General features: G+C 65.7%; 24 protein-coding genes. 11 read left to right on the forward strand and 13 right to left on the reverse strand.

The window, feature by feature from the left end; translation table 11 throughout:
- Positions 1-13: 13 nt before the first annotated feature.
- The 3 genes from ACFCV3_RS32490 to ACFCV3_RS32500 all read right to left on the reverse strand — a co-directional run bounded on the left by ACFCV3_RS32490 (position 14) and on the right by ACFCV3_RS32500 (position 3898).
- A complete protein-coding gene (locus ACFCV3_RS32490) occupies positions 14-2068 on the reverse strand; it encodes a phage tail tip lysozyme (RefSeq protein ID WP_376036493.1) in 2055 nt (684 codons plus the stop codon).
- Between the two features lie 75 nt (positions 2069-2143).
- The gene (locus ACFCV3_RS32495) at positions 2144-3457 is read right to left on the reverse strand and encodes a hypothetical protein (protein ID WP_376036496.1); all 1314 of its coding nucleotides are present in this window, start codon (positions 3455-3457) and stop codon (positions 2144-2146) included.
- Positions 3458-3517: 60 nt separating this feature from the next.
- On the reverse strand, positions 3518-3898 hold the full coding sequence (locus ACFCV3_RS32500; RefSeq protein WP_020385318.1) for a hypothetical protein: 381 nt from the start codon (positions 3896-3898) through the stop codon (positions 3518-3520).
- A 425-nt stretch (positions 3899-4323) separates the two neighbouring features.
- On the opposite strand from ACFCV3_RS32500, the gene ACFCV3_RS32505 reads away from it, so the two are divergent.
- The gene (locus ACFCV3_RS32505; protein WP_376036499.1) at positions 4324-4716 is read left to right on the forward strand and encodes a helix-turn-helix domain-containing protein; all 393 of its coding nucleotides are present in this window, start codon (positions 4324-4326) and stop codon (positions 4714-4716) included.
- 119 nt (positions 4717-4835) lie between these two features.
- Here the strand turns inward: ACFCV3_RS32505 and ACFCV3_RS32510 are convergent, their stop codons facing one another.
- The gene (locus ACFCV3_RS32510) at positions 4836-5027 is read right to left on the reverse strand and encodes a helix-turn-helix domain-containing protein (RefSeq protein ID WP_376036502.1); all 192 of its coding nucleotides are present in this window, start codon (positions 5025-5027) and stop codon (positions 4836-4838) included.
- A 101-nt stretch (positions 5028-5128) separates the two neighbouring features.
- Here ACFCV3_RS32510 and ACFCV3_RS32515 point away from each other — a divergent pair, with 101 nt between their 5' ends.
- Together ACFCV3_RS32515 and ACFCV3_RS32520 are read left to right on the forward strand one after the other, a co-directional pair.
- The gene (locus tag ACFCV3_RS32515) at positions 5129-6460 is read left to right on the forward strand and encodes a hypothetical protein (RefSeq protein ID WP_376036505.1); all 1332 of its coding nucleotides are present in this window, start codon (positions 5129-5131) and stop codon (positions 6458-6460) included.
- A 515-nt stretch (positions 6461-6975) separates the two neighbouring features.
- The gene (locus ACFCV3_RS32520) at positions 6976-7287 is read left to right on the forward strand and encodes an HAD family hydrolase (protein ID WP_376036508.1); all 312 of its coding nucleotides are present in this window, start codon (positions 6976-6978) and stop codon (positions 7285-7287) included.
- A 172-nt stretch (positions 7288-7459) separates the two neighbouring features.
- Here the strand turns inward: ACFCV3_RS32520 and ACFCV3_RS32525 are convergent, their stop codons facing one another.
- Positions 7460-8059: a hypothetical protein gene (locus ACFCV3_RS32525; RefSeq protein ID WP_376036509.1), complete on the reverse strand. Its 600-nt coding sequence runs from the start codon at positions 8057-8059 to the stop codon at positions 7460-7462.
- 334 nt (positions 8060-8393) lie between these two features.
- On the opposite strand from ACFCV3_RS32525, the gene ACFCV3_RS32530 reads away from it, so the two are divergent.
- Positions 8394-8828 (forward strand): hypothetical protein, encoded by a 435-nt coding sequence (locus ACFCV3_RS32530; protein ID WP_376036511.1) that lies wholly within the window; start codon positions 8394-8396, stop codon positions 8826-8828.
- A gap of 172 nt (positions 8829-9000) precedes the next feature.
- Here ACFCV3_RS32530 and ACFCV3_RS32535 read toward each other — a convergent pair whose 3' ends face one another.
- From ACFCV3_RS32535 to ACFCV3_RS32550, 4 genes are all read right to left on the reverse strand, one after another.
- Positions 9001-9138 (reverse strand): hypothetical protein, encoded by a 138-nt coding sequence (locus ACFCV3_RS32535; protein WP_376036513.1) that lies wholly within the window; start codon positions 9136-9138, stop codon positions 9001-9003.
- Between the two features lie 330 nt (positions 9139-9468).
- Positions 9469-9918: an AAA family ATPase gene (locus tag ACFCV3_RS32540; RefSeq protein WP_376036515.1), complete on the reverse strand. Its 450-nt coding sequence runs from the start codon at positions 9916-9918 to the stop codon at positions 9469-9471.
- A 182-nt stretch (positions 9919-10100) separates the two neighbouring features.
- Positions 10101-10439, reverse strand: a complete 339-nt coding sequence (locus ACFCV3_RS32545; protein ID WP_376036518.1) for a hypothetical protein — start codon at positions 10437-10439, stop codon at positions 10101-10103.
- A gap of 147 nt (positions 10440-10586) precedes the next feature.
- A complete protein-coding gene (locus ACFCV3_RS32550) occupies positions 10587-13202 on the reverse strand; it encodes a discoidin domain-containing protein (RefSeq protein ID WP_376036521.1) in 2616 nt (871 codons plus the stop codon).
- Between the two features lie 403 nt (positions 13203-13605).
- Between ACFCV3_RS32550 and ACFCV3_RS32555 the strand changes: the two genes are divergently transcribed.
- The 3 genes from ACFCV3_RS32555 (at position 13606) to ACFCV3_RS32565 (ending at position 15540) form a co-directional block, all read left to right on the forward strand.
- Positions 13606-14025 (forward strand): DUF4259 domain-containing protein, encoded by a 420-nt coding sequence (locus ACFCV3_RS32555; RefSeq protein WP_376036524.1) that lies wholly within the window; start codon positions 13606-13608, stop codon positions 14023-14025.
- A gap of 323 nt (positions 14026-14348) precedes the next feature.
- Positions 14349-14903: a peptidoglycan-binding protein gene (locus ACFCV3_RS32560; protein WP_376036527.1), complete on the forward strand. Its 555-nt coding sequence runs from the start codon at positions 14349-14351 to the stop codon at positions 14901-14903.
- Between the two features lie 61 nt (positions 14904-14964).
- Positions 14965-15540: a hypothetical protein gene (locus tag ACFCV3_RS32565; RefSeq protein ID WP_376036529.1), complete on the forward strand. Its 576-nt coding sequence runs from the start codon at positions 14965-14967 to the stop codon at positions 15538-15540.
- Between the two features lie 158 nt (positions 15541-15698).
- Here the strand turns inward: ACFCV3_RS32565 and ACFCV3_RS32570 are convergent, their stop codons facing one another.
- Positions 15699-16640, reverse strand: coding sequence for a TIGR03560 family F420-dependent LLM class oxidoreductase (locus ACFCV3_RS32570; RefSeq protein WP_376036532.1), 942 nt, complete (start codon positions 16638-16640; stop codon positions 15699-15701).
- Between the two features lie 142 nt (positions 16641-16782).
- Here ACFCV3_RS32570 and ACFCV3_RS32575 point away from each other — a divergent pair, with 142 nt between their 5' ends.
- The 3 genes from ACFCV3_RS32575 (at position 16783) to ACFCV3_RS32585 (ending at position 19442) form a co-directional block, all read left to right on the forward strand.
- Positions 16783-17766 carry an RNA polymerase subunit sigma-70 gene (locus tag ACFCV3_RS32575; RefSeq protein WP_376036535.1) on the forward strand — a complete coding sequence of 328 codons (984 nt, stop codon included), beginning with the start codon at positions 16783-16785 and terminating at the stop codon, positions 17764-17766.
- Positions 17767-17844: 78 nt separating this feature from the next.
- Positions 17845-18207 carry a YciI family protein gene (locus ACFCV3_RS32580; protein WP_376036537.1) on the forward strand — a complete coding sequence of 121 codons (363 nt, stop codon included), beginning with the start codon at positions 17845-17847 and terminating at the stop codon, positions 18205-18207.
- Positions 18204-19442: an RNA polymerase sigma factor gene (locus ACFCV3_RS32585; protein ID WP_376036539.1), complete on the forward strand. Its 1239-nt coding sequence runs from the start codon at positions 18204-18206 to the stop codon at positions 19440-19442. Before ACFCV3_RS32580 ends, ACFCV3_RS32585 begins: the two co-directional genes overlap by 4 nt.
- Positions 19443-19450: 8 nt before the next feature.
- Here ACFCV3_RS32585 and ACFCV3_RS32590 read toward each other — a convergent pair whose 3' ends face one another.
- Complete coding sequence (locus ACFCV3_RS32590; protein ID WP_376036541.1) at positions 19451-20242, reverse strand: NAD(P)H-binding protein; 792 nt, start codon at positions 20240-20242, stop codon at positions 19451-19453.
- A 92-nt stretch (positions 20243-20334) separates the two neighbouring features.
- Between ACFCV3_RS32590 and ACFCV3_RS32595 the strand changes: the two genes are divergently transcribed.
- Positions 20335-20718: a winged helix-turn-helix transcriptional regulator gene (locus ACFCV3_RS32595; RefSeq protein ID WP_376036543.1), complete on the forward strand. Its 384-nt coding sequence runs from the start codon at positions 20335-20337 to the stop codon at positions 20716-20718.
- On the opposite strand, the gene ACFCV3_RS32600 is transcribed toward ACFCV3_RS32595, so the two are convergent.
- Both ACFCV3_RS32600 and ACFCV3_RS32605 read right to left on the reverse strand, forming a co-directional pair.
- Complete coding sequence (locus tag ACFCV3_RS32600) at positions 20715-21569, reverse strand: alpha/beta fold hydrolase (RefSeq protein ID WP_376036545.1); 855 nt, start codon at positions 21567-21569, stop codon at positions 20715-20717. The two genes, ACFCV3_RS32595 and ACFCV3_RS32600, sit on opposite strands and share 4 nt — an antisense overlap.
- Before the next feature lie 119 nt (positions 21570-21688).
- The gene (locus ACFCV3_RS32605) at positions 21689-22540 is read right to left on the reverse strand and encodes an alpha/beta fold hydrolase (RefSeq protein ID WP_376036696.1); all 852 of its coding nucleotides are present in this window, start codon (positions 22538-22540) and stop codon (positions 21689-21691) included.
- Positions 22541-22573: the final 33 nt, after the last annotated feature.

The raw sequence follows: 22573 nt of genomic DNA on the forward strand, positions 1-22573 counted from the left end.
GGGTCGCTGGGGGTCATGACTTTTTGACCTGATCGGCAGGCAGCATCAGGTCCGAGACGTCAACGAACATCCAGCCGTCGGCTGCCATCGCTGCGGCGCTATCGACGCGTACCCTGCCCATGTAGGCGCAGTAGCCCGCCTCGCCGAGGATGACCTCGTCGCCATCGACACCAAGCACCACGAGCGTGTGACCCCATCCCGTGGAGCTCGGGCCGGACCCGACCGAGTACGGGACGGGGCTCGACTGCATCTTCTTGCCAGTCTGCTCCGCGATCGAGTAGGCCGTCCGGATACCGTCGCCCGGGGGATAGGCCTGAAACGTCGTGTACTTGTTCACGAAGTAGGTGCTGAAGCTCGTGCAGTTCATCGCGTGGTTGCTGCCGCACGATCCGGGTCCGCCCTGGTCGCCGTAGCGGCTGTCGAGGAACTTGTCGCCTTCCTGATTGAACAGGCTGACGAGCGCCTGTGCTTCGGCTTTGGTCATGCCACCGCTCTTCGGCAAGACGGCGCCGTCGTTGCCTGCGGCGTTGCAGTGCCCGCCTTCGAGCAGCAGATTGACGATGGTGCCGCCCTCGTTGAGGAAATCGCCCACCGTCGTGCGGACCAGACCTTTGTCGACCGTCCAGCCGCTCATCTTGGCGAACCACATCTCGGCCTTCTGGCCGCGGGCCGCGATCCCGGCGGGTCCGTCGGCCGACCGTTCCCAGTTCTCGTGGAAGTACGTTGCCGCCTGAGCCGGAGTGCCCTGTGGGGTTGCGAGCATGCCCTTGAAGACTCGGACGTCGCTGGGGTTGTCCCCACCGTTCAGGTCGGCCATGAACCGCAGTTGCAATCCGAGGTTCCACCAGTCCGAACCCTTGGCACCGGCGTAGTTACGCAAGAGCGTGTTGCGGCCGAAGGTCCACTGGCCAAGGCCGATGCCGTTGTCGGTGTTCAGCGCGGCGCTCTTCTTCTGGTCGGTCATGATGTAGGTGCCGGTGGGGAAGTTCTGCACACTGGTCGGATCGATCCCGGACTCCTGGGTCCAGTTGCCGAGGATGCCCGCGATGTTGACGTCCGGCATGCCCCAGGTTTTCAGCACCGAGTACACGGCTTGGGCGTTCTTGTCGGCGTTCGTCCCAACCGGCCCGCTACTCCCAACAGGGACCACGTTGTCGCCGCGTGCGCTGCAGTCCGTGGTGATCGGATCGTCGTGCACGGTGAAGGTTGTGCTGACGACACTGAGAAGGCCACCGATGAGCGCGAGCACGCCGAGGCCGGACACTGCTGCAAGTCCTGCCGCAGCGACCGTTGTCGAGATCACCGCACTGCCGCCGGAGATCGCGGCGATGACCTTTGCCACCGCGGCCCCGGCTGCCATGAACGGCTTCGTGGCGGCATTCCACAGCGCACTGCCTGCACCGACGATCCACTGCAGCATCATCTGCAGGAACGACAACGCCTGCGCGAGCATCGCGAAGAAGAACGACTTCAGCCAGTTCAGGAAGAGGATGAGTAGCGCGAGCAAACCAGTTGGCGGCGTAGCGGACGCCGCGGTGGCCAAGGCCACCTTCTTGTTCCGGCCACCGCTGTCTGGATGTCCCGGTCCGTTTCCGGCAGTGATCTCGGGTTCGTCGCCTGAGGCTTGGTCGCGCCGATGGCTCGTGCCGCCCGTGCCGAGTTCCGGATGAAGATCTTGGTTGTCGGGATCGACAGTGGGGCCTGCGTGGTTACGGCCGTCCGGCTCCGGGGTGGGAGCGTGCTGGTTGCCCTCCGGGGTCTGCCGCAGGGCGGCAAGCCCGGTCTCCTTCGCGGCGCCGACGCCTGCGCCTGCTGCGCCGCCCTGCATCGCGCCCTCGGCTGCACCGCGGGCGCCGGCGGCCAACAGCCGTTTCTTGCCGTCGGAGAGCTGGTCTCCGACGGCCTGGTCGACCGCGGCCTCGGCTGCGGCTCCGGCCAGGGCGCCCTTGAAGTCCCCCCGGGCCGGAGTTTTCCCGCCCTTCGGGCCACCGGTGGCCCCTGCCGTCGGCTGCTCACTCGTGCCCGCGTTCGTAGTCGCGTCGTGGGTCTGTGGGGTGTCGCCCTCCATGTTTTCCTCCTTCTTGTGGCGGCGGGGAGCCCTGTCGGCCGCGCGAGCTTCTTGCCCCAGACCTGCCGAGGTGGCTTAGCTGTAGGTCACGAGGAAGTCCTCGTCTGCGTTGGTCGTGTTGTTGGTGCGCACGTCGCGAAGGTCGACGTCGAGCTTGAGCAGGCCAAGCAGGAGGTCCGATTGGTACTTGGACTTGCTGGCGTAGTAGTCCTGGTATGCCTGGGACAGGTTGTTCATGACCGTGGTCAAGGGGCGCATGGTGACGTCGGACGTCCGGTAGTCGGTGGTCAGGCTCTTCCCGTTCGACAACGTCCACGCGATGTCGCGGATCTCGCTCGACGTACCGGTGGTGCCCGCCGTCTCCGCTGCCTTGGTCTGGAGGTAGTCGACGTAGCTTTGGCCTTTCGGCACGAGCTGATCGAGGTAGCCGGCCTCGACGTTGCTCGAGCGCCAGTCGAACTTGAACCCGCCAGGCACGACCTTGGTGGTGTGCAGCGCGAGCGTTGACTCGCCGGCCTTGGATTCAGCCTGGGATTCACCGGTGACCTGGTCGCCGGCGATGCTCGCTGGGACGGCCGGTGGGCGCAGGAACAGGCCGTCGACCTTTGTCGTGGCAAGGTCTTTGCTGTAGGAGCTGATCTGCGTAAGGCTCGTGCGCATCTCGCCGAGCTTTTCGTCGAGAGCGTCGCGAGCCTTGGCCTCTTCCTGTTCGAGGACGACCTCGTAATAGGCGCGTGCGGCATCGAACGCCGCCGCGTCCAGCGAGTCAATCGTCGTGGTTCCAGAGGCCCCGGGATTGAGAAAGATCCGCCACTGGTCGTACTTCGCGAACGACCTGTCGCCGATCAATTCGTCGGCGTTCGCCCCGGCGGCTCGCTGCTTGCTGAAGGAGAGCTCCGCGTTGGCCCGGATGGTGAGGTTGAGCACCTGCGGCTCGAACGCCTGCTGCGACTCGAGAACCACGCCGACGTAGCCAGTCGCCCCGAAGACGTGGAACGACCCGGTAAGGCCGGAGGTCTTCAGCTTCTCGGTCTTGAGTTTGTCGTCCGATCCGAGCAGGAACGCCTTGTAGTCGGACGCGTCGTAGGAGATCTTGGCCCGATCGTCGAAGTGCATCATGACCAGAGCCTTGTTCTTGCGCTTATTGGTGTAGACGCCGTCGACATCGCCACTGAGCTGTGTCTTTGAGGTCGTGAACTTCGGGGTCCACAGAGCCCTTTCGGCGAGAGAGTCGCGCCCGGCCGTGATCGCCGACACACCCGATGCCGCGAGCAAAAGCACGCCTGCGAGGGTGAGCACGCCGAAGAAGAGCCCGAAGCGCTCAATCGCGTGGTGCGAGTCGAGCCGGAAGACCTTGCCGAATGCGGTGAGCCTGTCATTGATGCTCATGTACGTCCCTGCGTTTGTCGGCCGTCGCGTGCCGATGGAGCCGGCGTGCGGCTGGCCTGGCTATCGGCCCTCGATCGGACCCGGTGCGACGACGATCGTTCCGCCGCCGAGCTCCTCGATCGTGGTCTGGCCACCGGAGCCCACCGCGTTGACGAGCGTCCAGCCGCCGGTGCCGACTGCTCCGCCGATCAGGATGAGCATGACGATCTCGCCCCAACCGTGGCCCTTACCGTTCTGCTGCCCGCCGATGAGCTTCTTGATGAGCTGCACGACTCCCCAGATCAAGCCGGCCGTGCCCAGCGCCATGAGCAAGAGGCCGCCGGTCGTCTGGAGGTAGGTCTTGGCATTCTCCAGGAAGGACTTGACGTCCCAGGCCGCGTCAGGCAGCGGCACCTGCGCCTGGATGAGCGCCGAGGCGACTGACTCGCTGATCCGATTCATCGATCGTTCCCTTCGCGTTTCGATCCGTCGCCCGAAGAGGCCCGGGCAACCTGGGTGATCATCATCGAATGAGCTTATCGAATAATCATCTAAATAACCATTGAATGATGAGTGGGTGGTCGGATGCCGGGTCGCGACGCGAACGGCCGGGTCGAGCCACGGGGTGACTGCCTGATCCCCACCCGCTAGGGCGCCTCCACCGGGGTGCTCTGTTCGAGCGACGGTTCGTAAAGATTTCGGCAGATCGCAGCGGTTATCGGCAGTCCCGACGGGCGCTAGATCGCAGATTTCGATACAGATACGAGCCGAAACCGAATCAGAGACCGATAGGTTGCCGCTGTAGCTACAGCGGTTTGGGTTCGGTAGCCTCCTGGTGCACATCACGCGTGCCCCCGATCGAAGCCGGAAGCCCTCCTATGCCCCCCATGCCTGCTCTGCCCTCCGATACCTTTGCCCGCCGTCTCCGAATGGAGCGCGAGAGGCAGGGGTTGAGTCAGGCCGAGCTTGCGCGGAGGGTGACCGAAGTGCTGGGGGTCAATGTTGACAAGTCGGCAGTAGCGCGCATCGAACAGCAGACCCGAGCGATCCGCCTCGACGAGGCCGCCGCCATGGCCGAGGTCCTCGGCCTCCCAATCGCGGCGCTCCTCTCCGACCGCAGTGCAGAAGAGAACGAGGCGCTGAAGCAGCAGTACCTAGCGGACCTTGTTGTTGCACAGCGTCAGTGGGAACGGACTCGTCAGGAGATCGATCGGCTCATGGGTCTCGTTCAAAGCCTCAGTGGGACGAATGAGCTCGACCGTGACTCCGGACGTGGGTAGCTCTCGGGCAAACGAGCTCTGACGGAGCCGGCGCCACTACCCGCATCCCGGGCTAGCTGCTCTGCGGCTATCAAGAGGTGTGTGCTCGAAGTTAGGGGCCATGGCTGCGCTCCCTGGTCCTAGCTGACGAGCTGCCCCTTCACATACTCGTCAAGGTCCACCTCGCGGTAGCGCACGGCCTTGCCCACCTTCGCATAGCGCGGACCCTCGCCTCTGAGCCGCCAGCGCTTCATTGTCGAGCATCCGACCTTGAGGTAGTCCGCAGCCTCCTGCGGAGTCAGTACTGAAGAGGTGGCTCGTGTCTCGGGCACCGATGACTCCTCGTGATTGCGGATGCGGATCAGATTGGATCTAATAAGCTATCAGATGATCATTCAGATAGCATTCAATCTCTTTCCGTAAGAGGAGTGGCATGGCGAAGAAGGTAGCGGCACGTCCGCGCGCGACGACGGCTCGGCTTGAGATCGGAGAACACAGTATCGATCGAGTCGACCCGCAGGAGCAGGACGATGGTCAATGGTGGCTTACCTGGACGATCAGGCTGCTGGACGGGCGTACTTTGAGACCGCGGTCGAAGGGGCGCACGAAAGCCGAGGTGCGACGCCGTGCGAAGCGGAAGGCAAAGGAACTCCTGACGGCGTCAGGCAGCGAGGTCTGGAAGGTAACTGACAACCTCGTTTCGTACATCGAGAAGGTAAGCAAGCCAGCCATCGAGACGGCGAGGATCGCAGATACCTCGCGTGATCGCTATCTCTTGGTCTACAAGCTGATCGTTGGCGGCTGCTCGCGTGAGGATCACAAACACAGCCACAGCCTCAAGGGGCACACAATCGCTACCGGGACGCGCTTTCGCATCCTCGAGAGGTGCCTTGTGGAGATCGCCGAGCTTCATGGTTCGGAGACCGCCCACCAGGCTCGCAGTGTGCTGGGCAAGTATGTGCTCGACCAGCTCATCCGCGACGAACTGATCGACGCATCGCCCATCGCAGGCAAGCGCCTAGATCTCGCCGGGAGTAAGGGGGACACCCCAACTCGTGGGGGTGTGGCGCTGTCCGCCGACGAGTGGAACGCCGTAATTGACTACCTGCTCGCGCTCGACCCGGCCGAGGGGATCGAGCCGCCTAAGCGTGGGATGTATACGCTTGAAGACCGCATCGCGGTGGTGGCCAACGCGATCGACCTGACATTGCTCCAGACCATGACTGGCCTGCGGATCGGTGAAGCAACGAACGTCGATCCCTCCATGGTCACGTTCGACGGCGACGAGATGATCTTTGACCTGCCGCCGGAGATCACGAAGACGAAGAAGGGGCGCTTCGTTCACGTGACCGATCCGGCCATCGTGGCGCGGTTCAAACCGCGGTGGGAGACCGCCCGCGCCAGCGGCGGCCCCCTGATTCCGAGTCCTGCCAAACCAGGCGTTGCCTGGGATCAGAGGCAGCGCAACGATGCGGTGAAGAAGCTGTACTTGAGGATGGCCGAGGAACTGGGTATCCCAGCGCTCGAGACCGAGCGCTCCCACGTTTGGCGTGCGACCTTGAATACGTTGACGCTCGGGGACGTGCCGGAGGCGATCAGGACGGCGCATCTCGGACATACAGCGCAGGTCAACCGTCGCAACTACACTGACGCCCGAGACGGCGCCATGCTGGCCCGCAAATTGGCCGGCCTGCGGACCCCGGAAAGTACCCCCAAAAGTACACAAAGCGAGAGCTCCCCAGCGATCCCTGACGAACCCGCCTGAGCCCCAATGATCGGACGAATCCCTTCTATGCAAGGGCTTTCGCCGCCCAACAGCCTCCTGACCTGGGAACTTGTGCTCGGCCTCGAGATAATGAGAAGGTCGTCGGTTCGATTCCGACAGGCGGCTCCACGAGAGTCCCCAGGTCAGAAGCTACTTTCTGACTCTGGGGACTCTGCCGTTTCGGCGGCGGAGCCGTTCGAGGCCCCGAGAGGCCCCCGGTGTGGTCGGTGACCTTCTGTGCCGCGTCCCAGAGGCTGTCGTCTAGCAGGTGGCCGTAGAGGTCCATCGTCATCGCGGCCGTGGCGTGCCCGAGGATGCGCTGAACCACCTTCGGGTCAGCTCCAGCGGCCAGCCAGATGGAGGCAGCAGTGTCGCAGGTCGTGCACCCGGAACCCGGGAACGCCGATCGCGCCGGTGGCTGCCGTCCAGCGAATCGACCGCTTCCAGTTGCCCTCGCTGAGCGGTCCACCACGAGGTGCGCTGAACAGCCAGTCGGAATGATGTAGACGCGTTCCTTGTCCGCCTGCCGCGAGGCCGGTCGGCAGCTCGCCATCGTCAGCAACAACACCGGCGCATCAGTACGACCCGGTCTCATGAAGCCCAGCCCGCATCTGATCGAGCGAGCTGCCCAGGCCCTAGGCGTGGAGCCCGACGCCTGCACCCTGATCGGCGACCAGACCACCGACGTACAGGCCGCCCGAGCGATCGCAGCTGCAAGCATCGGCTATGCCAACAAACCCGGCAAGGCCGACGACCTGACCGCTGCTGGAGCCGATGCCGTGATCGCCCGCATCGACGAACTCACCGAGGCGATCCGCGCCAGCTAGGCCACACGACACCTCTACGGTCTGTGATCCGACAACCAGATCCGCGATACATCCGACGGTTGACGAGCAACAGTTCCTCAAGGCTGCGGACCACAGACAGCGGCAATGCACGGATCTGCCTGGCTAGCGGTCACCCCGCGAGGATTGCCATGTCATTTCGACGCTTCCTGATTCAGCCATCTTTGGCCATTGCTTCGCGCAGCCGGCTGCGCAGGTACAAGACGTCGGGGCTGTCGTCACTGGCGGAGTCCTGCCAGGACTGGATTTTGCGGATGGCGGTCTCGAAGTTTCCTTGGGCGATGTCCATCAAAGTGCGGGCTCCGCCGTACCCCGCGCCGACGGGGCATTCGTCAACGGCGCGGCGCAGCCCGGCGTCGTCGAGGCTGGCGACCACCCTTGAGAGTGCCTGCGTTTCCAAGACCGTCCACACGAAGGCGCCCACTTCCAGCGGATCGTCCTCGCTGGTGATTGTGAAGGTCGCAACCTCGTCGAACCAGTCATGCTCCACTGCGTACGAGGGGCGCTTCGAGACTGCGCGACCGGTCCCTTCCTGAAATTCCTGCAGATACCTCGAGCGCACGCCGATGTGCATGTGGAATGCACGCACCTGGGAGTTGGAGCGGCGATGATTGCCGGAGAGAATCACGCTTCCGACATGGCCAGTCGTACCGTGTAGGTAGTACTTGCCGGATCCTCCCTTCCACCCTCGTTCCCGCAACGCTGGCGTGATGCATTCCTTGACCATCTGTCCGTACTGCTCCTGGGCGGTCATGGCGGGGAGCCTATCGGGCTCTTCTGGGCATCCGACCGCGCTCACGCCTCCGGGCTCTCTGCCGAGTTTGGCTCTTATGGATCAAGGCGCGCCTCCGGCACGCGGCCCGGCGTGCGCATGCGGCCTCCGGCAGTTCACCGGCCGGGCCAGCCCTCGGAGTTTCTTCACCAGAGCCAAGAGCAGCGCCTCCGGCGGGGGCATCACGACTCCGGGATGAGGCGTAGTGGCTGCCCTAACCGCCTACTTGGCGGTGCGGTGGACCCATAGATCGAATATGCGTGCGGCCACGGAGATGGATGCACGCTCCGTCGTTCGGAGTCTCGCGACTGATTCGATGAAGGTCATCACCGAGATCCAGGAACTGGTCAATCAGCCCTTCGAGGATGTGGCAGAACGGTCGCTAGGACTGAAGTCTGAGGTCAGAGTGTGTCGAATGCGCTTCGCGACGGCGTTCAACGTCGCCTTTCCAACGGTCGCGCTTGTAGATCTCGATTTTGTCCAGACAGTCCTATCGCCTGTGGTGAACCGGATCGAGGGCTCATTCGAGGAGACGGAGAACCTACTGATCGCGGCAGGCGATATAGCTGAGCGGCAACCCATCGATGCTGATGCGATCACAGCGGCCGCCAATGCAGCAATGGAGTCGTTGAACGCGACGATCATCCGGATCAACGAATTCAACACCGCAGCGGCGCAGTGGCTAGGCGAGCGCAACATTCCCAAGCGACGCCGACTGCACGGCAGGAAGCGTGCCCCCGAAGGATCCTGAACAGCCGTCACCGCCCCCCCGTCGACTGAGCACGTTCACTGCTCACGGTCGGGGGGCGGCGCGTAGTGCGGGCTCAGATGAACGGTCTCGTGATGAGCAGGCGTCGGTTCGATTCTGCATGTCCGGGAGCTCTCGTGGTGGGGCTCAGAGGGCCGGTTTGCTAACGGCTTTGCTAACAGGGCACTCCCGCGGCCTCCTCCGGACCGTCGTCGTCCGTCTCCTCGTCCTCGGTCTCCGGGGCGATAGCAGGCTCCGACTGGGCAGCCGCTGCGGCGAAGATCCCGGCGACACCCGCCGCATGGGTCCGCATGACGTGCGCGTAGATCCGGAGGTGGTGGCCGGGTCGGAGCGCCCCAGCCGCTCGGCGACGACGTGGACCGCCACCCCGGCGAGCAGTAGCAACGTTGCGTGCACATGCCTGTGACGGGCTCTGACGCTTCCTCATGTCTGGGTGGTTCCGGTCCTGGGCCGCCCGCCCCTGAGGGCGGGGTCCCGGCCGGCGCGCCGGAGGCGCGGCCTTGATCCATAAGAGCCAAACTCGGCAGCGAGACCAGGGCAGCTAGTGTCCTCCGTCGACTGATGTGCCACACCCGTCCGCCAGGTGAATCTGCGACAGTGCGAAAGCACGGATCGCGACAGATCAGGGAGTTCGCGTGCCCAGGCTCTCGATCGCATCGGCCAGTTCAGATACGGATTGCTGCCCGTCCAACTCGAGGGTCGCTCCTCGCCGGAGAAGTGGTTCGACGGTTTGGATGTAGTGAGCCATCTCGGCCTGCTGTTCCGGGGTCTTGCCGTAGGGGTTGTTAGTTCGTCGGCTCACGCGGTCGATGAGCACGTGAAGTGGCGCGCTGAGGAGGACGACGTGATCAAAGCGGTCATAGAAGCGTCCTTGGTTCTCGACAGTCCCTGAAACGATCACGTCGAGATGCCGGGCCAAGAATTGATCCATGCGTCGTTCGTCCCAGGTGCCTTTGGGTAGCGTCCAGCCGTCATAGTCGGTGTCGACCGTGAGGTGACCTCTGCGGCGAAGTTCGTCAAGAACGGTGGTCTTTCCTGCCCCCGACATGCCGGTCAGCAACACTCGAGCCATGGCGTGGACCGTAGCAACTCGCGCGACTGTTCGCGATGCCTGTCCAGGTCGCAAGCGTCCTCAATTCGGCAGCTAAGGGCTCAAAGCCGGTGTCCTCCGTCGAGTGATGTGCGACACCCGGCCGCCAGGTGATCTGCGACAAGGCACGAATCGCGGCATGCAAGTAGGTCACGCCGGGTGGGCTAACCCCAGTCGTAGCTGTCAAGGTTGTCCAGTTGTGCCTGAATCTCTGCCAGCAGGGCAACCGGCAGGGCCACGACAACGTTCCAAGCCTCGACGTCCTGGCCCACGCTCAGGGTGAGTTGGCCATCGCTCACACTCCACCAGACGGGCTGTCCCCCGCAGGTCCCCAGGCTCACATCCAGGCGCTGGGCGTGGTCAGCGCCGGGAACGCGAGGGAGGCCCGTAGCCCATTCGACCGGACTCGCATCCACGTTCAGGAGCCATGAGTCTCCGCTCAGTGTGAGCATCACGTTGCCGTCATCGAGTTGAGCCTGCGCCCTCACGTCGAATCGCTCCATGCGGTGGAGTATCGCAGCGGCGCGGGCTTACGGCCTCCCGCCGACGCCTCCCTCGCGCGCACCAATTTCCGCACACGGTCGGTCGGGTGTGGAGTCGACCGTGCGCTTCGTCGATGGAACGAACCGGGACGGATCCGTGGTCGTGCGTCAGTTGGGTTGGGTGCCCGTCACCGTGACCTCGGCCAGGCTGATTACACCGGCGGTGGTGGCTGGCGACTGCACCTTGACGTAGCGGGCCACGGTGTTGGTCGGCAGATTGGTGACCGCCCCCGGGGTCGCCCCGAGGTTCAGCTTGGTCACCGTGGTGTCGGCCATCAGCTGGGTGTAGGTCCGGCCGGACATGGTGGCGGTGGAGAGGAACACCACCGCGTTGTTCAGTTTGTCAGCCGAGGCGTCGGTCCGGTTGTGCACCGTGACGTTGGCGACCCGGGAACTGGTCAGCAGGTCGACCTGCCACCACGGCTGTGAGCTGGACGCCGTCCGGCTGACCGACCCGGCGGCGAAGAGGCCGTTGGTGTTGCCATCCACGGCCCGGGCGGCGGTGCCGATGTCGGTCGACGACTGCGTGGCCGGCCGGTTGGTGGACAGGTTCACGGCGCCGGTGGTGCCGCCGACCTGCACCTCGGCCACGTTCAGGGTGGTCAAGATGCTCGACAGTTGCACCCGAACGTACCGGCCGGTGGCGTTGCCCGCGTTCAGGGTCAGGCTGTTGGTGGTGGACGAGAACGCCGAGAACGACATCTTCTTCACCGAGTTGTCGGCCTGCAGCGAGGACATCGACCGGCCGGTCATGTCGGTCGAGGAGATGAACACCGAGCCGCTGCCCATCCGGTTCGAGTCGGTCCTGCTCCACACCGTGACCGTGGAGACGGCCGCCGCGGAACCGAGGTCGACCTGCCACCACGGTTGGGTGGAGAGGTTGGTCTGGGTCACCGAGCCGTTCGCGAACACGCCGTTGGTGTTGCCGTCCACAGCCCGGGCCGCCACCGCGGTACCGCTGGTGCTCGACTGGGTGGCTGTCTTGCCCCGGGCCAGGTTCGGAGCGGCGACGGTCACCGTGGTGGTCGACGCCGCGCTGTCCACCGTGCCGTCCCGCACGACCAGGCTGAAGGTCAGCGTGGCCGGTGTGGCCGGGGCGGTGAAGGTCGGCTTCTGCACCGTCCGGCTGGACAGCGTCACGGCCGGCCCACCGGTCTGGGTCCAGGTGTAGGTCAGCGGGTCGTTGTCGGCGTCGCGGCTGCCGGAGCCGTCCAGCGTCACCGTGGTACCCGTGTTGACCGACTGCGCCGTACCGGCGTTCGCGACCGGGACCTGGTTGACCGGGGTGGTGGTCACCGTGGTGGTCGCCGCTGCGCTGTTGGCCTTGCCGTCCCGCACGACCAGGCTGAAGGTCAGCGTGGCCGGTGTGGCCGGGGCGGTGAAGGTCGGCTTCGCCGTCGTCGTACTGGACAGCGTCACCGCCGGTCCACCGGTCTGGGTCCACGCGTAGGTCAGCGGGTCGTTGTCGGCGTCGGTGCCGGACCCGTTCAGGGTCACGGTCGTACCGACCACGACAGACTGCGGCGCGCCGGCGTTCGCCACCGGGATGCGGTTGGTCGGCTCCGAGAGCGGCTGCGGGGTGCAGTTGCTCATCGAGACCGTGAAGGGCTCGAGGTCGTTGTTCGTCTCGATCATGGCGCCGTCCTCGGAGCCGCTGAGCGAGATGGTGTGGGTCTCACCGGCGTACACGAGGGTCTCCCGCCACTCGTCCGTACCGCGCTCCCACTCGATGATCAGGGCCCGGCCGGTGACTACGCGGACGGTGCACCCGTCGGCCCAGGCACCCATGTACGGGTAGAGCGGAACGCCCGACTCCGAGTAGACGATGCGCGCGTTGTAGCCGGAGCGGCCGTTGCCCTGGTAAGCCGTGCCGGCCGGCCAGGTGATCACGCCGCCGTACCAGTCACCGGGGTCCTCGCCGGTTCCGGCGTAGCGCCAGCGGGCGCTGACCCAGGAGACCGGGTCGCAGGTGGTGGGGTCGGTACACGCGGGCGGCGGCGGAGGGCCCGGCTCGCCGGGCACGATGGTGTACTCGAACGGCGAACCGCTCTGCACGCTGACGATGCTGCTGCCGTTCAGGGCGCTCGACACGGTGTAGCTGTCGCCGGCCGACAGTGCGGCCAGCGACGAGTGCGGGCCGTCGGCCGGGCCCGCGTAAACCGTGGCGCTGCCGGACGTGACGGTGATCTTCCAGCCCGCCACCTTGGACACCGGGGCGTACACATCGTGGGTGACGGTGTAGCCGTAGCGGGCCCGGACCGGCTCGGCCGCGGCCGGCCAGACCGCCGCGTTGCTGCTGTCCGACGGGCCCCACGGACACGGGCTGCTGGTGCAGTTCCAGGTGGCCAGCACCGAGCCGTCACCGGAGGCCAGCGGCGGGTGGGGCGGGGTGCCGGGGGTGATCGTGTACTCGAACGACCCACCGTCCTGCACGCTGACGATGTTGCTGCTCGGGGTGCTGGGCAGGGTGTAGCTGTCGCCGGCCGACAGCGCGGCCAGCGACCAGTGCGAGTCGTCAGCCGGGCCTGCGTAGACCGTGGCGCTGCCGGATGTGACGGTGATCTTCCAGCCCGCCACCTTGGACAGCGGGGCGTACACGTCGTGGGAGACGGTATAGCCGTAGCGCGCCCGGATCGGCTCGGCCGCGGCCGGCCAGACCGCCGTGTTACTGGTGTCCGACGGGCCCCACGGGCACGGGCTGCTGGTGCAGGACCACGTCGCCACAACGGAGGACGCAGGATCACCCTCGGCTGCCCGCGCGGGCAAGGCTGTGAGGCCTAGCACCATCACGGCCGCAGTAATGAGAACGAAAAATGCGGTCGCACAACGTTTCGGCATACCGGCCCCCCAGCCTGTGACTCTCCCCTTGGGGCAAACCGTAGCCCAAGTCGCTCTCTGTCAACTGAAAAAGAAGCGGAAAGATGCAACCACGAGCCATTTGTTATGGACTTCATCACGCTACGGAGAACCTCCACTACTCATTGATGTGAATTGGAGAGGTCGCAGCCGCCTGCTCCGCCGTAAGCGTCCGTTGCCTCTAGCCACGACGCATCAATGTTGTGTGAGATGCAACCGTGTCCCATGTCCCATGGGCCGTCGGGAACACCGTGACTTCTGAGGAGCAGACGTGGGTAGCTGGGGGACGGGCCCGTTCGATGATGACACCGCGATGGACTTCATCGACGCACTAGCTGACACGCCGACGGATGTGCGCCTGCGCAGACTGGCCGCCGCTGTTGACCGTCTCCTGCTACCGCAGAACGCCGAGGACTACACGATGGCAGTGGAGGCTGTGGCTGCAGCGGCGATCTTGGCCGGGGCCGGAGTCGAACAAGAACAAACCGCGACCTGGGAGATCCCACCCCTGACGGCTGACAGAGCTGAAGCGGCAATGACAGCGGTAGCCAATGCATATGCCGACCACGGCATCATCGCCGAGCTCGCCGCTGAGGCAGGAACGCTTTCCGAGCACCGTGCCGCCATTGAGCCGGTACGAGAACGACTTCGAGCCGCCATCCCGCCACCGCAGGACGAGGTCTTGTTCTGACAGCGTCGATTGGGGTCTGGCCGACGCGAGGCCGGAGCCGGGCAAGACCGGACCGCGAAGGATCGTGTCTACCTGCGCGAGATGGTGACGGCGGTTCCAGCACTCTTGTCGGCGTCAGCGTGGGTGAGCTCGACGTCGACAACGCACCATCGCTGCCCGGCTGGTTCTGCGGGCTTGAGCAAGACGGCTTCTTCGGTACGGGTGGAGTACGGGCAGCGGGGTGTTCCTGCTGGTCCTTACTGTTCGCTGCAACACGTTCGGGTGGTTCCGCCGCTACCGCACGCACCCCGAACGACGCAATCACGGACAACAGTAGGGAAACCATGTTTTCGCAGAGCCTTCGTCGACGCGTCCTTCGCAGAGTCGGCGTACCGGCCGCCGCCGTAGCCCTGGCGCTCGGCCTCGGCGTCGTTGTGACTACCACGCCCGCGGCTGCCAGCGGCTCCTTCACCGGTCGGGCCTACATCTACGGCGAGGGCTCCCTGATCGGGGACTTGGACGACGAGGGCGTCGTCAATGTCGCGACCCACCGTTCCTCCAATGTCACCTGCCTGTGGCAGACCATCCTCTGGGCGGACGGGTATCTGCCGGCGTCCGCCATCGACGGCGTCTTCGGAGACCAGACGCACGCGGCCACTGTGCGATGGCAGCGGGGCCGCGGGCTGACCGGCGACGGCTCGGTCGGCAGGCAGACCTTTGCCAAGGCGGGGCAGAAGCTCAGGGACGACGGCCCTTCCAACGACGGGCACCGGTACGGGATTTACGACGGATCGCGCCACTACCTCGGCATCCGCCGCCCCACCACGAGGGGGAACTGGATGTTCGACACGCCCCACGATTACAACATCCCGGCCGCCTACAACCGGAAGACCTGCTGACCCAACCGCTCCACCAGGCAGCTGGGCGAGGTAATTGGCCCGGCACAACGGCCTGATGCGGATGCCTAGAACCATATTCCTCTCCGGGCCGGCCGGCTCCGGCAAGACGAGCATTCTCCGATTGAGCCACGACGAGAAGCTCGCCATCTGGGGCCGGACCGCCGCCATCGACACCGACCAGCTGTTCCTCATGGTCGACCCGCACTGGGACCTTCCGTACGACGATGCTCGCACCGCACTCGTACTACGCCAATGTGTGTCGCTCGCGGAGTCATTCTTCGGGGCGGACTACGAGAACGTCCTGATCGCAGGCAACTCAATCCACGACGCCATCGACCTGAACCCGGTGATCCCAGACCTCTTGCGACTCGGCCGGGTGTTCCACCTCTCCTTGGATCCCACCGAAGAAGCAGTACTCCGGCGGACGTCCGCCGACCCGGACCGATCACCGGCCCACCTCATCAATGACCTGCACAATCTGAGAGCCAAGCGTTCTCCTTGGTCCGCACCGGTCGACAACTCAAGCCTCAGCCCGCTGCAAACGCTCCAGCAGATCGCTCGCGTAGTCGAGGCGGGCGAAGGCGAGCTCCGCGAACCGCTCCCGGACCAGGCCGCGGGTGAGCGCTCGACCAACTGAAGTCTGGCCGATCAGGAGGTGCCCGGGTTACTGACCGGGCTCGATCTACGGCCTCGCCTTCGGGGAGTGGGCGCCACGGTCGCGCACCGGCCGGATGCGCCGGAGATGATGTTCACCGGTGATCGCCTCGCCGTCGCGGATCGTCGCCTGCGGGGTGGTCAGAGACCGACCAGGTGGGCGAATTCCTGGATCGCTCCGGGGTCTGTCGAGTGGTGGAAGCCGACGGCGAGCTCGGTGACTCCGGCTTGCTCGTAGGCGTCGATGCGCCGGCGGATCGTTTCGGCTGTTCCGTAGAGGAGGTAGGAGGCGAAGTCGCCGGGGTAGAAGGCGCCCATGCCCGGATGGAGCAAGGACTGGGCGTCTTCGTCGGTGTCGGTGAGGAGGGCTGCGGTGGTCACGGTGATCCTGATCGACGAAATGTCGCGGCCGATCCTGGCGGCGTGGTCGCGCAGGATCTGTAGCTTGCGTTCGACCTCGGCGGGTGACGTCATCACATTGCAGGCGTCCGCGAACTCGGCGACGATCCGCAGGGTGACCTTCTCCCCGCCGCCTGCCACCAGCAACGGGATCCGGGGTTCCTGGACTCCCTTGGGTTGCGCGTACGCGTTCTTCAGGGTGTAGAACTCGCCGTCGAAGTTGGTGACCTCGTCGGTCCAGAGCGACTGGATGACCTGCACAGCTTCGCGTAGCTCACGAAGTCGCCGGCCGGCGGTCGGGAACTCGTAGCCGAAGGCATCGTAATCGGCCTGGTACCAGCCGGCACCGATTCCGAAGGTCAGGCGACCGTGGGACAGGACATCGAGGGTCGCTGCCATTTTGGCCTGGAGGGCTGGGTTGCGATACCCGTTGCCGGTCACCAGCTGTCCGACCCGGATGGTCTCGGTCGCTCGTGCCACGGCCGTCAGCAGGGTCCAGGCTTCGAAGAGATGGCCGTTCGACGGCGGGATCGTCTGCAGGTGATCGGGCAACCAGACCTCCGAGAACCCGGACCTCTCCGCGGTCCGGGCGAGCTCGATGACGCGCTCGGCCGCCTCCACGGGGTCCTTGAAGTCGGTGAAGTCGGAACCGAAGCCAGTGGGAAGGAACAGGTTGTACTTCATCGTCGAGCTCCCGCGATGTCAGGGCTAATAGGTCTCGGCGTACTGACCCTGATCCGCTGCCGAACTGATCGGTCGATCGCCGATTCCTTTCGGGGCCCGGCAAGGTCAGTAATCTGAGGAGAGCTACTGCCCTGGAGGCTGCATGCCGAACGACCAGCAAGTGACCGTGTCCGGGGAGGACGTTCTGCTGAGTGAGCTGGAGCGTCTGCGGCATGAGCTGCTCGCGCATTGCTACCGGATGATGGGGTCGGTGCACGAGGCCGAGGACATGGTCCAGGAGACGTCATTGCGAGCCTGGAAGGGCTACGCGACCTTCGACGGTCGCGCCTCGGTGCGGGTGTGGCTCTACCGGATCGCGACCAACGCCTGTCTGACGGCTCTGCGGCAACGCGGCAGGCGGTTCCTTCCGTCCGGCCTCGGTGCGCCGTCGGACGACCCGGATGCTCCGGTGCAGATGTTCGACAGTGCGGTCGGGATGCTGCAGCCGATCCCGCAGGCGCTGCTCGATCCGGCGACGATCGTCGGCTCGCGGGAGACGCTGCGGCTCGGGGTCATTGCAAGCCTCCAGCATCTGCCGGTCTCGCAGCGGGCCGTTCTCCTGCTCCGGGACGTGCTGTCGTTCTCGGCTGCCGAGACGGCGGAGATCCTGAGCACCACGACGACGGCCGTCAAGAGCAGCCTGCAGCGTGCCCGCGGCAAGATCGCCGAGGTGACGCCACAGCTCGACGACATCGCGGAGCCGGAAGATCCGGCGTACGGCGAGTTGCTCGACCGGTACATCGCCGCGATCGAGATGAGCGATGCCGCGGCTCTCGCGGAGGTCCTGCGCGACGACGCGACGTTGCAGGCAGCCGGGACGAGCACGTGGTTCTCCGGAAAGAAGACCTGCCTCCCGTACCTGGTGAATCACGTGCTCGGCGCCCCAGGCGGCTGGCGGATGCTGCCGACCGCTGCCAATGCGCAGCCGGCCGCGGCGGGCTACCGGCGGCAGGACGACGGTTCGTACGCCGCGTACGGGCTGGTCGTGCTCGACCTGACGGTGACCGGGATCCGCGGGATCACGTCGTTCCCCGCCCCTGACCTGGTGACGAGGTGTGGCCTGCCGCTGGTGCTGGAAGTTGTCTGAGCGATGTGTCGATGGAGGGGGTGGTCGACACGTCGTAGGGGTAAGCGGTCCGACCAGGGCCCTGCGAAAGGACGCACGATGGCGAAATACCTGATCCTCATCTACGGCGACGCCGCCGAGTGGGATGCGATGTCCAAGGAGCAGTGGGAGGCGCACGGAGCGGCCCACGAGAAGTTCGCGGCCGCGGCCGGTGCGAAGGTCCTCGGTGGCGCGGAGCTGGAGTCTTCGGCGGTCGCGGCGACGACCCTGCGGACCGACCCGTCCTCCGGGCGGGTGACGACGACCGACGGGCCGTTCCTGGAGACGAAGGAGGCCGTCGGCGGCTACTACCTGCTGGAAGCCGCGGATCTGGACGAGGCGATCGCCCTGGCGGAGTTGTTGCCGGAGGTCCACGCCTCGCACAGCGGGGTGGAGATCCGGCCGGTGGTGCAGAACGGATGAGCGATGAGGTCCTCGCTGCGGTGGCACAGGCCCACCGCAGCGAGTGGGCTCAGGTGCTCGCAACCACCGCGCAGCTGATCCGCGATCTCGACCTCGCCGAGGAGTGCACCCAGGACGCCTTCGTCCAGGCGCTCGAGGTCTGGCCGCGAACCGGCATCCCGCGGCAGCCCGGTGCCTGGCTCACGACCACGGCGCGGAACCGCGCCAGGGACCTGCTGCGCCGGGATTCGGTCGCGCGCCGAGCGCTGCCGCTGCTCGTGCCGCCCGCGACCGTGACCGGACCTGAGAACGAGCGTGACGACGACCGGCTCCGGCTGATCTTCACCTGCAGCCACCCTGCCTTGGCGCCCGATGCGCGAGCGGCTCTGACTCTTCGGCTGGTGTGCGGGCTCTCGACGGCCGAGGTGGCCCGGGCGTTTCTCGTCCAGGAGCCGACGATGGCAGCCCGGATCACCCGGGCGAAGAAGAAGATCAGCGTCGCCCAGATCCCGTACCGTGTGCCGTCGCCGGAGCAACTCGGTGACCGGGTCCGCGTCGTACTCGACGTCGTACACCTGATCTTCAGCACAGGTCACACGGCTCCGATCGGCGCCGAGCTGGTTCGCCAGGACCTGATCGACAGTGCGATCGACCTCGCTCGCCTGCTGCACTTCTTGATGCCGACCGACGCTGAGGTCAGTGCGCTGCTGGCCCTCTTTCTGCTCGTCGACGCCCGCCGGGACGCACGGATGTCGGAGAGCGGCAGCCTGGTTCTCCTCCCGGATCAGGATCGATCGCGCTGGGACGCCGACATGATCGGCGAAGGCACTGCCTTGCTGACCGATGCGCTGCGACGACGACCACCCACGAGGTACGCGATCGAGGCCGCGCTCGCCGCCGTCCACGCAGAGGCGCCGAGCTGGCACGACACGGATTGGTCCGAGATCGTCAGCCTGTACGACGTCTTGCTGCGGCTGTGGCCGAATCCGGTCGTCGAGCTGAACCGTGCAGTGGCTATCGGCGAACGTGATGGTCCCGAGGCCGGTCTGGTCGCGCTGCGGCCGCTCTTGTCCGAGCCGGCGCTGGCCACCTATGGCTACCTCAGCGCCGCTCGGGCTGAATTCCTGCGCCGGCTGCACCGATGGGACGAGTCGGCCGAGGCATACGAGGAAGCGCTGGCACTCACCGACAACGGCGTCGAACGGACCTTTCTCACTGGGCGACTGGACGACGTACGAAAGCGCAGCGCGCCCTAGCGCACCGCTTACGCAAAGGTGAGTGCGTTGCGGGTGGCCCAATCGGTGAAGGTGCGGGCGCGGCCGAGGAGGCGCTCGATGTCGGGGGAGACTGCTTGCTCTTCGAGGGAAGGGGCGCCGAGTACGCCGAGGGTGGCTTCCACGACGGGCTCGGGCATGTAGGTGAGCATTCGGGCTCGTGCTTCCTCGTGGCTCAGTTCGACGAACTGCACCGGCTCACCGATCGCTTCGGCGATGGCGGCGGTCATGCGTCGCGGGCCGATCGGTTCTGGGCCGGTGAGTGTGTAGATGGTGCCGCCGTGGTTGGGTTCGCGCAGTGCCAACGCAGCGACGTCGGCGATGTCGGCCGGGTCGACGGCCGGTAGCAGCACATCGCCGTACGGCGCTTCGAGCACGCGGCGGGTTCGTACCGACTCGGCCCACTGGAACGCGTTGGAGTTGAAGTTGCCAGGTCGCAGGATCGTCCATTCCAGGCCTGACTCCGTGACAGCGTCTTCCAGGGCTGACGGATGGCGTTGGGTGCCTACGCCTTGGGAGGACAGCAGTACGACGCGCTGTACGCCGGCCGCCCGTACGACGTCCACGACGGCACCGAAATCGCCGTTCGCCAAGAAGTCTGGCGGGGTCATCAGGAAAGCCGCTTCCGCTCCGTCCAGTGCGGGCTTCAGAGTCTCCGGCTGGGACATGTCGGCGGTGAAGGACTGGCGGCGGGAGACCGCCCGTACCTGCTCGCCGGCCGCCACCAAGGTCTCGACGAGCGGTCGCCCGACGTTCCCCGTTGCACCAGTTACCACGATCATTTCGCGCTCCTCGTTGCTATCGACTGGTGAGGACGCTACTGGCGCTGAGATAGTAGGTACCTAGAGGAAAGTACTGGGGAAAGAGGGTGGGTGTGATCGACAGCACAGAGGTTGATCCGGTGCAGGCGTGCCCGATCGCCCCGGTGGTCGACGTGGTGTTCAGCCGGTGGACCACGCCGATCCTGTGGACGTTGAACGAGTTCGGGACGCATCGCTTCGGGGAGCTCGAACGGCGGATCGGCGTGATTACGGCGAAGGTGCTGACGCAGCGGTTGCGTCAACTGGAGCGGGACGGGCTGGTCGTCCGGACGTACTACCCGGAGGTTCCACCGCGCGTCGAGTACGAGATCAGCGACCTCGGCCGCAGCCTCGCGCCGCTGTTCCGTTCGCTGGCGGAGTGGTCACCCAACCTGGACAAGGTCGAAGCAGCTCGACGGCACTACGACACCCACGAGCCGGCCCACCGCCGGCCCTAAGCCGGAGGGGTGGTCAGGAAGGTTTCGATTTCGTTGGCGACTGGTCCTGGGATCTCCAGTTGGGGGGAGTGGGCGGCGTTGTCCAGTCGGCGTAGGTGGGCGTTCGGGATCTTCTTGGTGTAGGCCTCGGCGACGTCGAACGGGACCACGATGTCGTGTTTGCCCCACAGCACCAAGGTGCGCTGGGTGATGGCGGCGATCCGGTCTGCCAGGTCGAGGTCCTCGCCGTCCCGGACGGCCTGGGTCATGGCGTTGACGTGGTCGAAGCGTTTGTCCATCTCGTTGAGCATGTGCTGGACGATGAAGCCGGGCAGTTTGGGCTTCTGGTAGTAGACACGGTCCAGTACGGCGCCGAAGTCCTCGACCGTCTTCATCCGGGCGCCGAAGCCGGCGTAGATCGGGCGGGTGTCTTTGCCTGCGCCCGGCGCGTTCACCAGGATCAGGCTGGCTATCTGCTCGGGATACCGAAGGGCGTAGGCCGCTGAGGTGTGGCCGCCCATCGAGTTGCCGCCGAGATGGAAGCGATCGAGGCCCAGTTCGCCGAACAGGCCGTGCAAGGCTTCGACGTGGCCGCGGACGCTGTAGTCGCGGTCGGCGGCCTGCTCGTTGTCGCCGTGCCCCGCGAGATCCGGCAGGATCACCCGGAACTTGCTGGTCAGCTTGGCAGCGCTGGCCAGGAATGAGTTCTTGTCGTCGGCGAGTCCGTGCAGCAACACCAGCGGGTCACCGGAGCCGCCTTCGTAGTAATGGAAGGTGTAACCGGCAACGGTTGCCTGCCGGTGGTGGACACAGCCACGCAGCTGGGTGAGGCGAGTAGCGGCACTCATGATCAGCGAGGCTGGGGCAAGCATGGGGCAATCTCCTGTCACACGGATGCGCGTACCACCACACATAGTGGACAGCGTCCCGGCCGCACCAGGCCGGCCGCCGCACGTGCCTGAACGCGGGACAGATCCGCCCTAAAGGACATCTACCTCGTGACGCGGGTGAGGAACGACCGGATCAGCGGGACCACCTGGTCCAGGTGGCTTTCCAGGAGCCAGTGGCCGCCACCGTCGAGCAGGTGGAGTTCGGCGTCCGGGAGGTCGGCCAGGTAGGCACGTGCTGATTCGGCCGGCATGTAGCCGTCCTCCGGGCCCCAGACGATCAGGGTCGGCGGCTGATGCTTGCGAAGGTAGGCCTGGTACTCCGGGTAGCGGTGGACGCTCGACAGGATCTCCAGGAAGAAGCCGACCATGATGTCTTGGTGCGGCTCCATCAGCGGCCACGACAGTTGCCACAGGTCGGGGCTGATCCGCTCGGCTGTCTCGGGTGGAACCTCGCCGAGCACCTCCTCGCGCAGGCCCTCGGCGCTGACCGCTTTCGCCAGTTCTGTATGGCGTTCCTCGGTGGGCGCGGCCCAGTATTCCTTCAGGGGCTCGTATTTCGGGCCCAGCGTCTCCTCGTAGGCGTCGCCGTTCTGGATGATCAACGCCGTGATTCGGTCCGGGTCCTTCAGCGCCAGCTGGAAGCCGACCTGTGAGCCGTAGTCGAACAGGTACAGGGCGAATCGGTCCACGTTCAGCTCGGCCAGGAAGGCGTGCAGGAGCGATGCATAGCCGGCGAAGGTGTACTCGAAGTCGTCCGGGGCTTCGCTGTACCCGAAGCCGGGGAAGTCCGGCGCGATCACCCGCCAGCGATCCGCGAGGGCGGGCATCAAGGCCCGGTACTGGAACGAAGACGATGGATACCCGTGCGGCAGCAACAGCACGGGTGCATCTGGGGGTCCGGCCTCCCGAAAGAAGACACGGACCCCGTCGGCCTCAACAGTTCGGTACGCCACAGTCGGCAAGGGCGACTCCCTTCCTCACCACTG

Origin of the sequence: Kribbella sp. NPDC056345, from assembly GCF_042262745.1 — a bacterium.
GTDB lineage: Bacteria > Actinomycetota > Actinomycetes > Propionibacteriales > Kribbellaceae > Kribbella.

What these genes read in the sequence shown, in the direction of transcription:
- ACFCV3_RS32585 (WP_376036539.1), top strand. Translation starts at nt 18,204, where the DNA reads ATGAGCGATGAGGTCCTCGCTGCGGTGGCACAGGCCCACCGCAGCGAG.
- ACFCV3_RS32500 (WP_020385318.1), bottom strand. Translation starts at nt 3,898, where the DNA reads ATGAATCGGATCAGCGAGTCAGTCGCCTCGGCGCTCATCCAGGCGCAG.
- ACFCV3_RS32560 (WP_376036527.1), top strand. Translation starts at nt 14,349, where the DNA reads ATGTTTTCGCAGAGCCTTCGTCGACGCGTCCTTCGCAGAGTCGGCGTA.
- ACFCV3_RS32515 (WP_376036505.1), top strand. Translation starts at nt 5,129, where the DNA reads ATGGCGAAGAAGGTAGCGGCACGTCCGCGCGCGACGACGGCTCGGCTT.
- ACFCV3_RS32530 (WP_376036511.1), top strand. Translation starts at nt 8,394, where the DNA reads ATGAAGGTCATCACCGAGATCCAGGAACTGGTCAATCAGCCCTTCGAG.
- ACFCV3_RS32565 (WP_376036529.1), top strand. Translation starts at nt 14,965, where the DNA reads ATGCCTAGAACCATATTCCTCTCCGGGCCGGCCGGCTCCGGCAAGACG.
- ACFCV3_RS32580 (WP_376036537.1), top strand. Translation starts at nt 17,845, where the DNA reads ATGGCGAAATACCTGATCCTCATCTACGGCGACGCCGCCGAGTGGGAT.
- ACFCV3_RS32495 (WP_376036496.1), bottom strand. Translation starts at nt 3,457, where the DNA reads ATGAGCATCAATGACAGGCTCACCGCATTCGGCAAGGTCTTCCGGCTC.
- ACFCV3_RS32490 (WP_376036493.1), bottom strand. Translation starts at nt 2,068, where the DNA reads ATGGAGGGCGACACCCCACAGACCCACGACGCGACTACGAACGCGGGC.
- ACFCV3_RS32600 (WP_376036545.1), bottom strand. Translation starts at nt 21,569, where the DNA reads ATGCTTGCCCCAGCCTCGCTGATCATGAGTGCCGCTACTCGCCTCACC.
- ACFCV3_RS32535 (WP_376036513.1), bottom strand. Translation starts at nt 9,138, where the DNA reads ATGCGGACCCATGCGGCGGGTGTCGCCGGGATCTTCGCCGCAGCGGCT.
- ACFCV3_RS32570 (WP_376036532.1), bottom strand. Translation starts at nt 16,640, where the DNA reads ATGAAGTACAACCTGTTCCTTCCCACTGGCTTCGGTTCCGACTTCACC.
- ACFCV3_RS32525 (WP_376036509.1), bottom strand. Translation starts at nt 8,059, where the DNA reads ATGACCGCCCAGGAGCAGTACGGACAGATGGTCAAGGAATGCATCACG.
- ACFCV3_RS32540 (WP_376036515.1), bottom strand. Translation starts at nt 9,918, where the DNA reads ATGGCTCGAGTGTTGCTGACCGGCATGTCGGGGGCAGGAAAGACCACC.
- ACFCV3_RS32545 (WP_376036518.1), bottom strand. Translation starts at nt 10,439, where the DNA reads ATGGAGCGATTCGACGTGAGGGCGCAGGCTCAACTCGATGACGGCAAC.
- ACFCV3_RS32590 (WP_376036541.1), bottom strand. Translation starts at nt 20,242, where the DNA reads ATGATCGTGGTAACTGGTGCAACGGGGAACGTCGGGCGACCGCTCGTC.
- ACFCV3_RS32575 (WP_376036535.1), top strand. Translation starts at nt 16,783, where the DNA reads ATGCCGAACGACCAGCAAGTGACCGTGTCCGGGGAGGACGTTCTGCTG.
- ACFCV3_RS32505 (WP_376036499.1), top strand. Translation starts at nt 4,324, where the DNA reads ATGCCTGCTCTGCCCTCCGATACCTTTGCCCGCCGTCTCCGAATGGAG.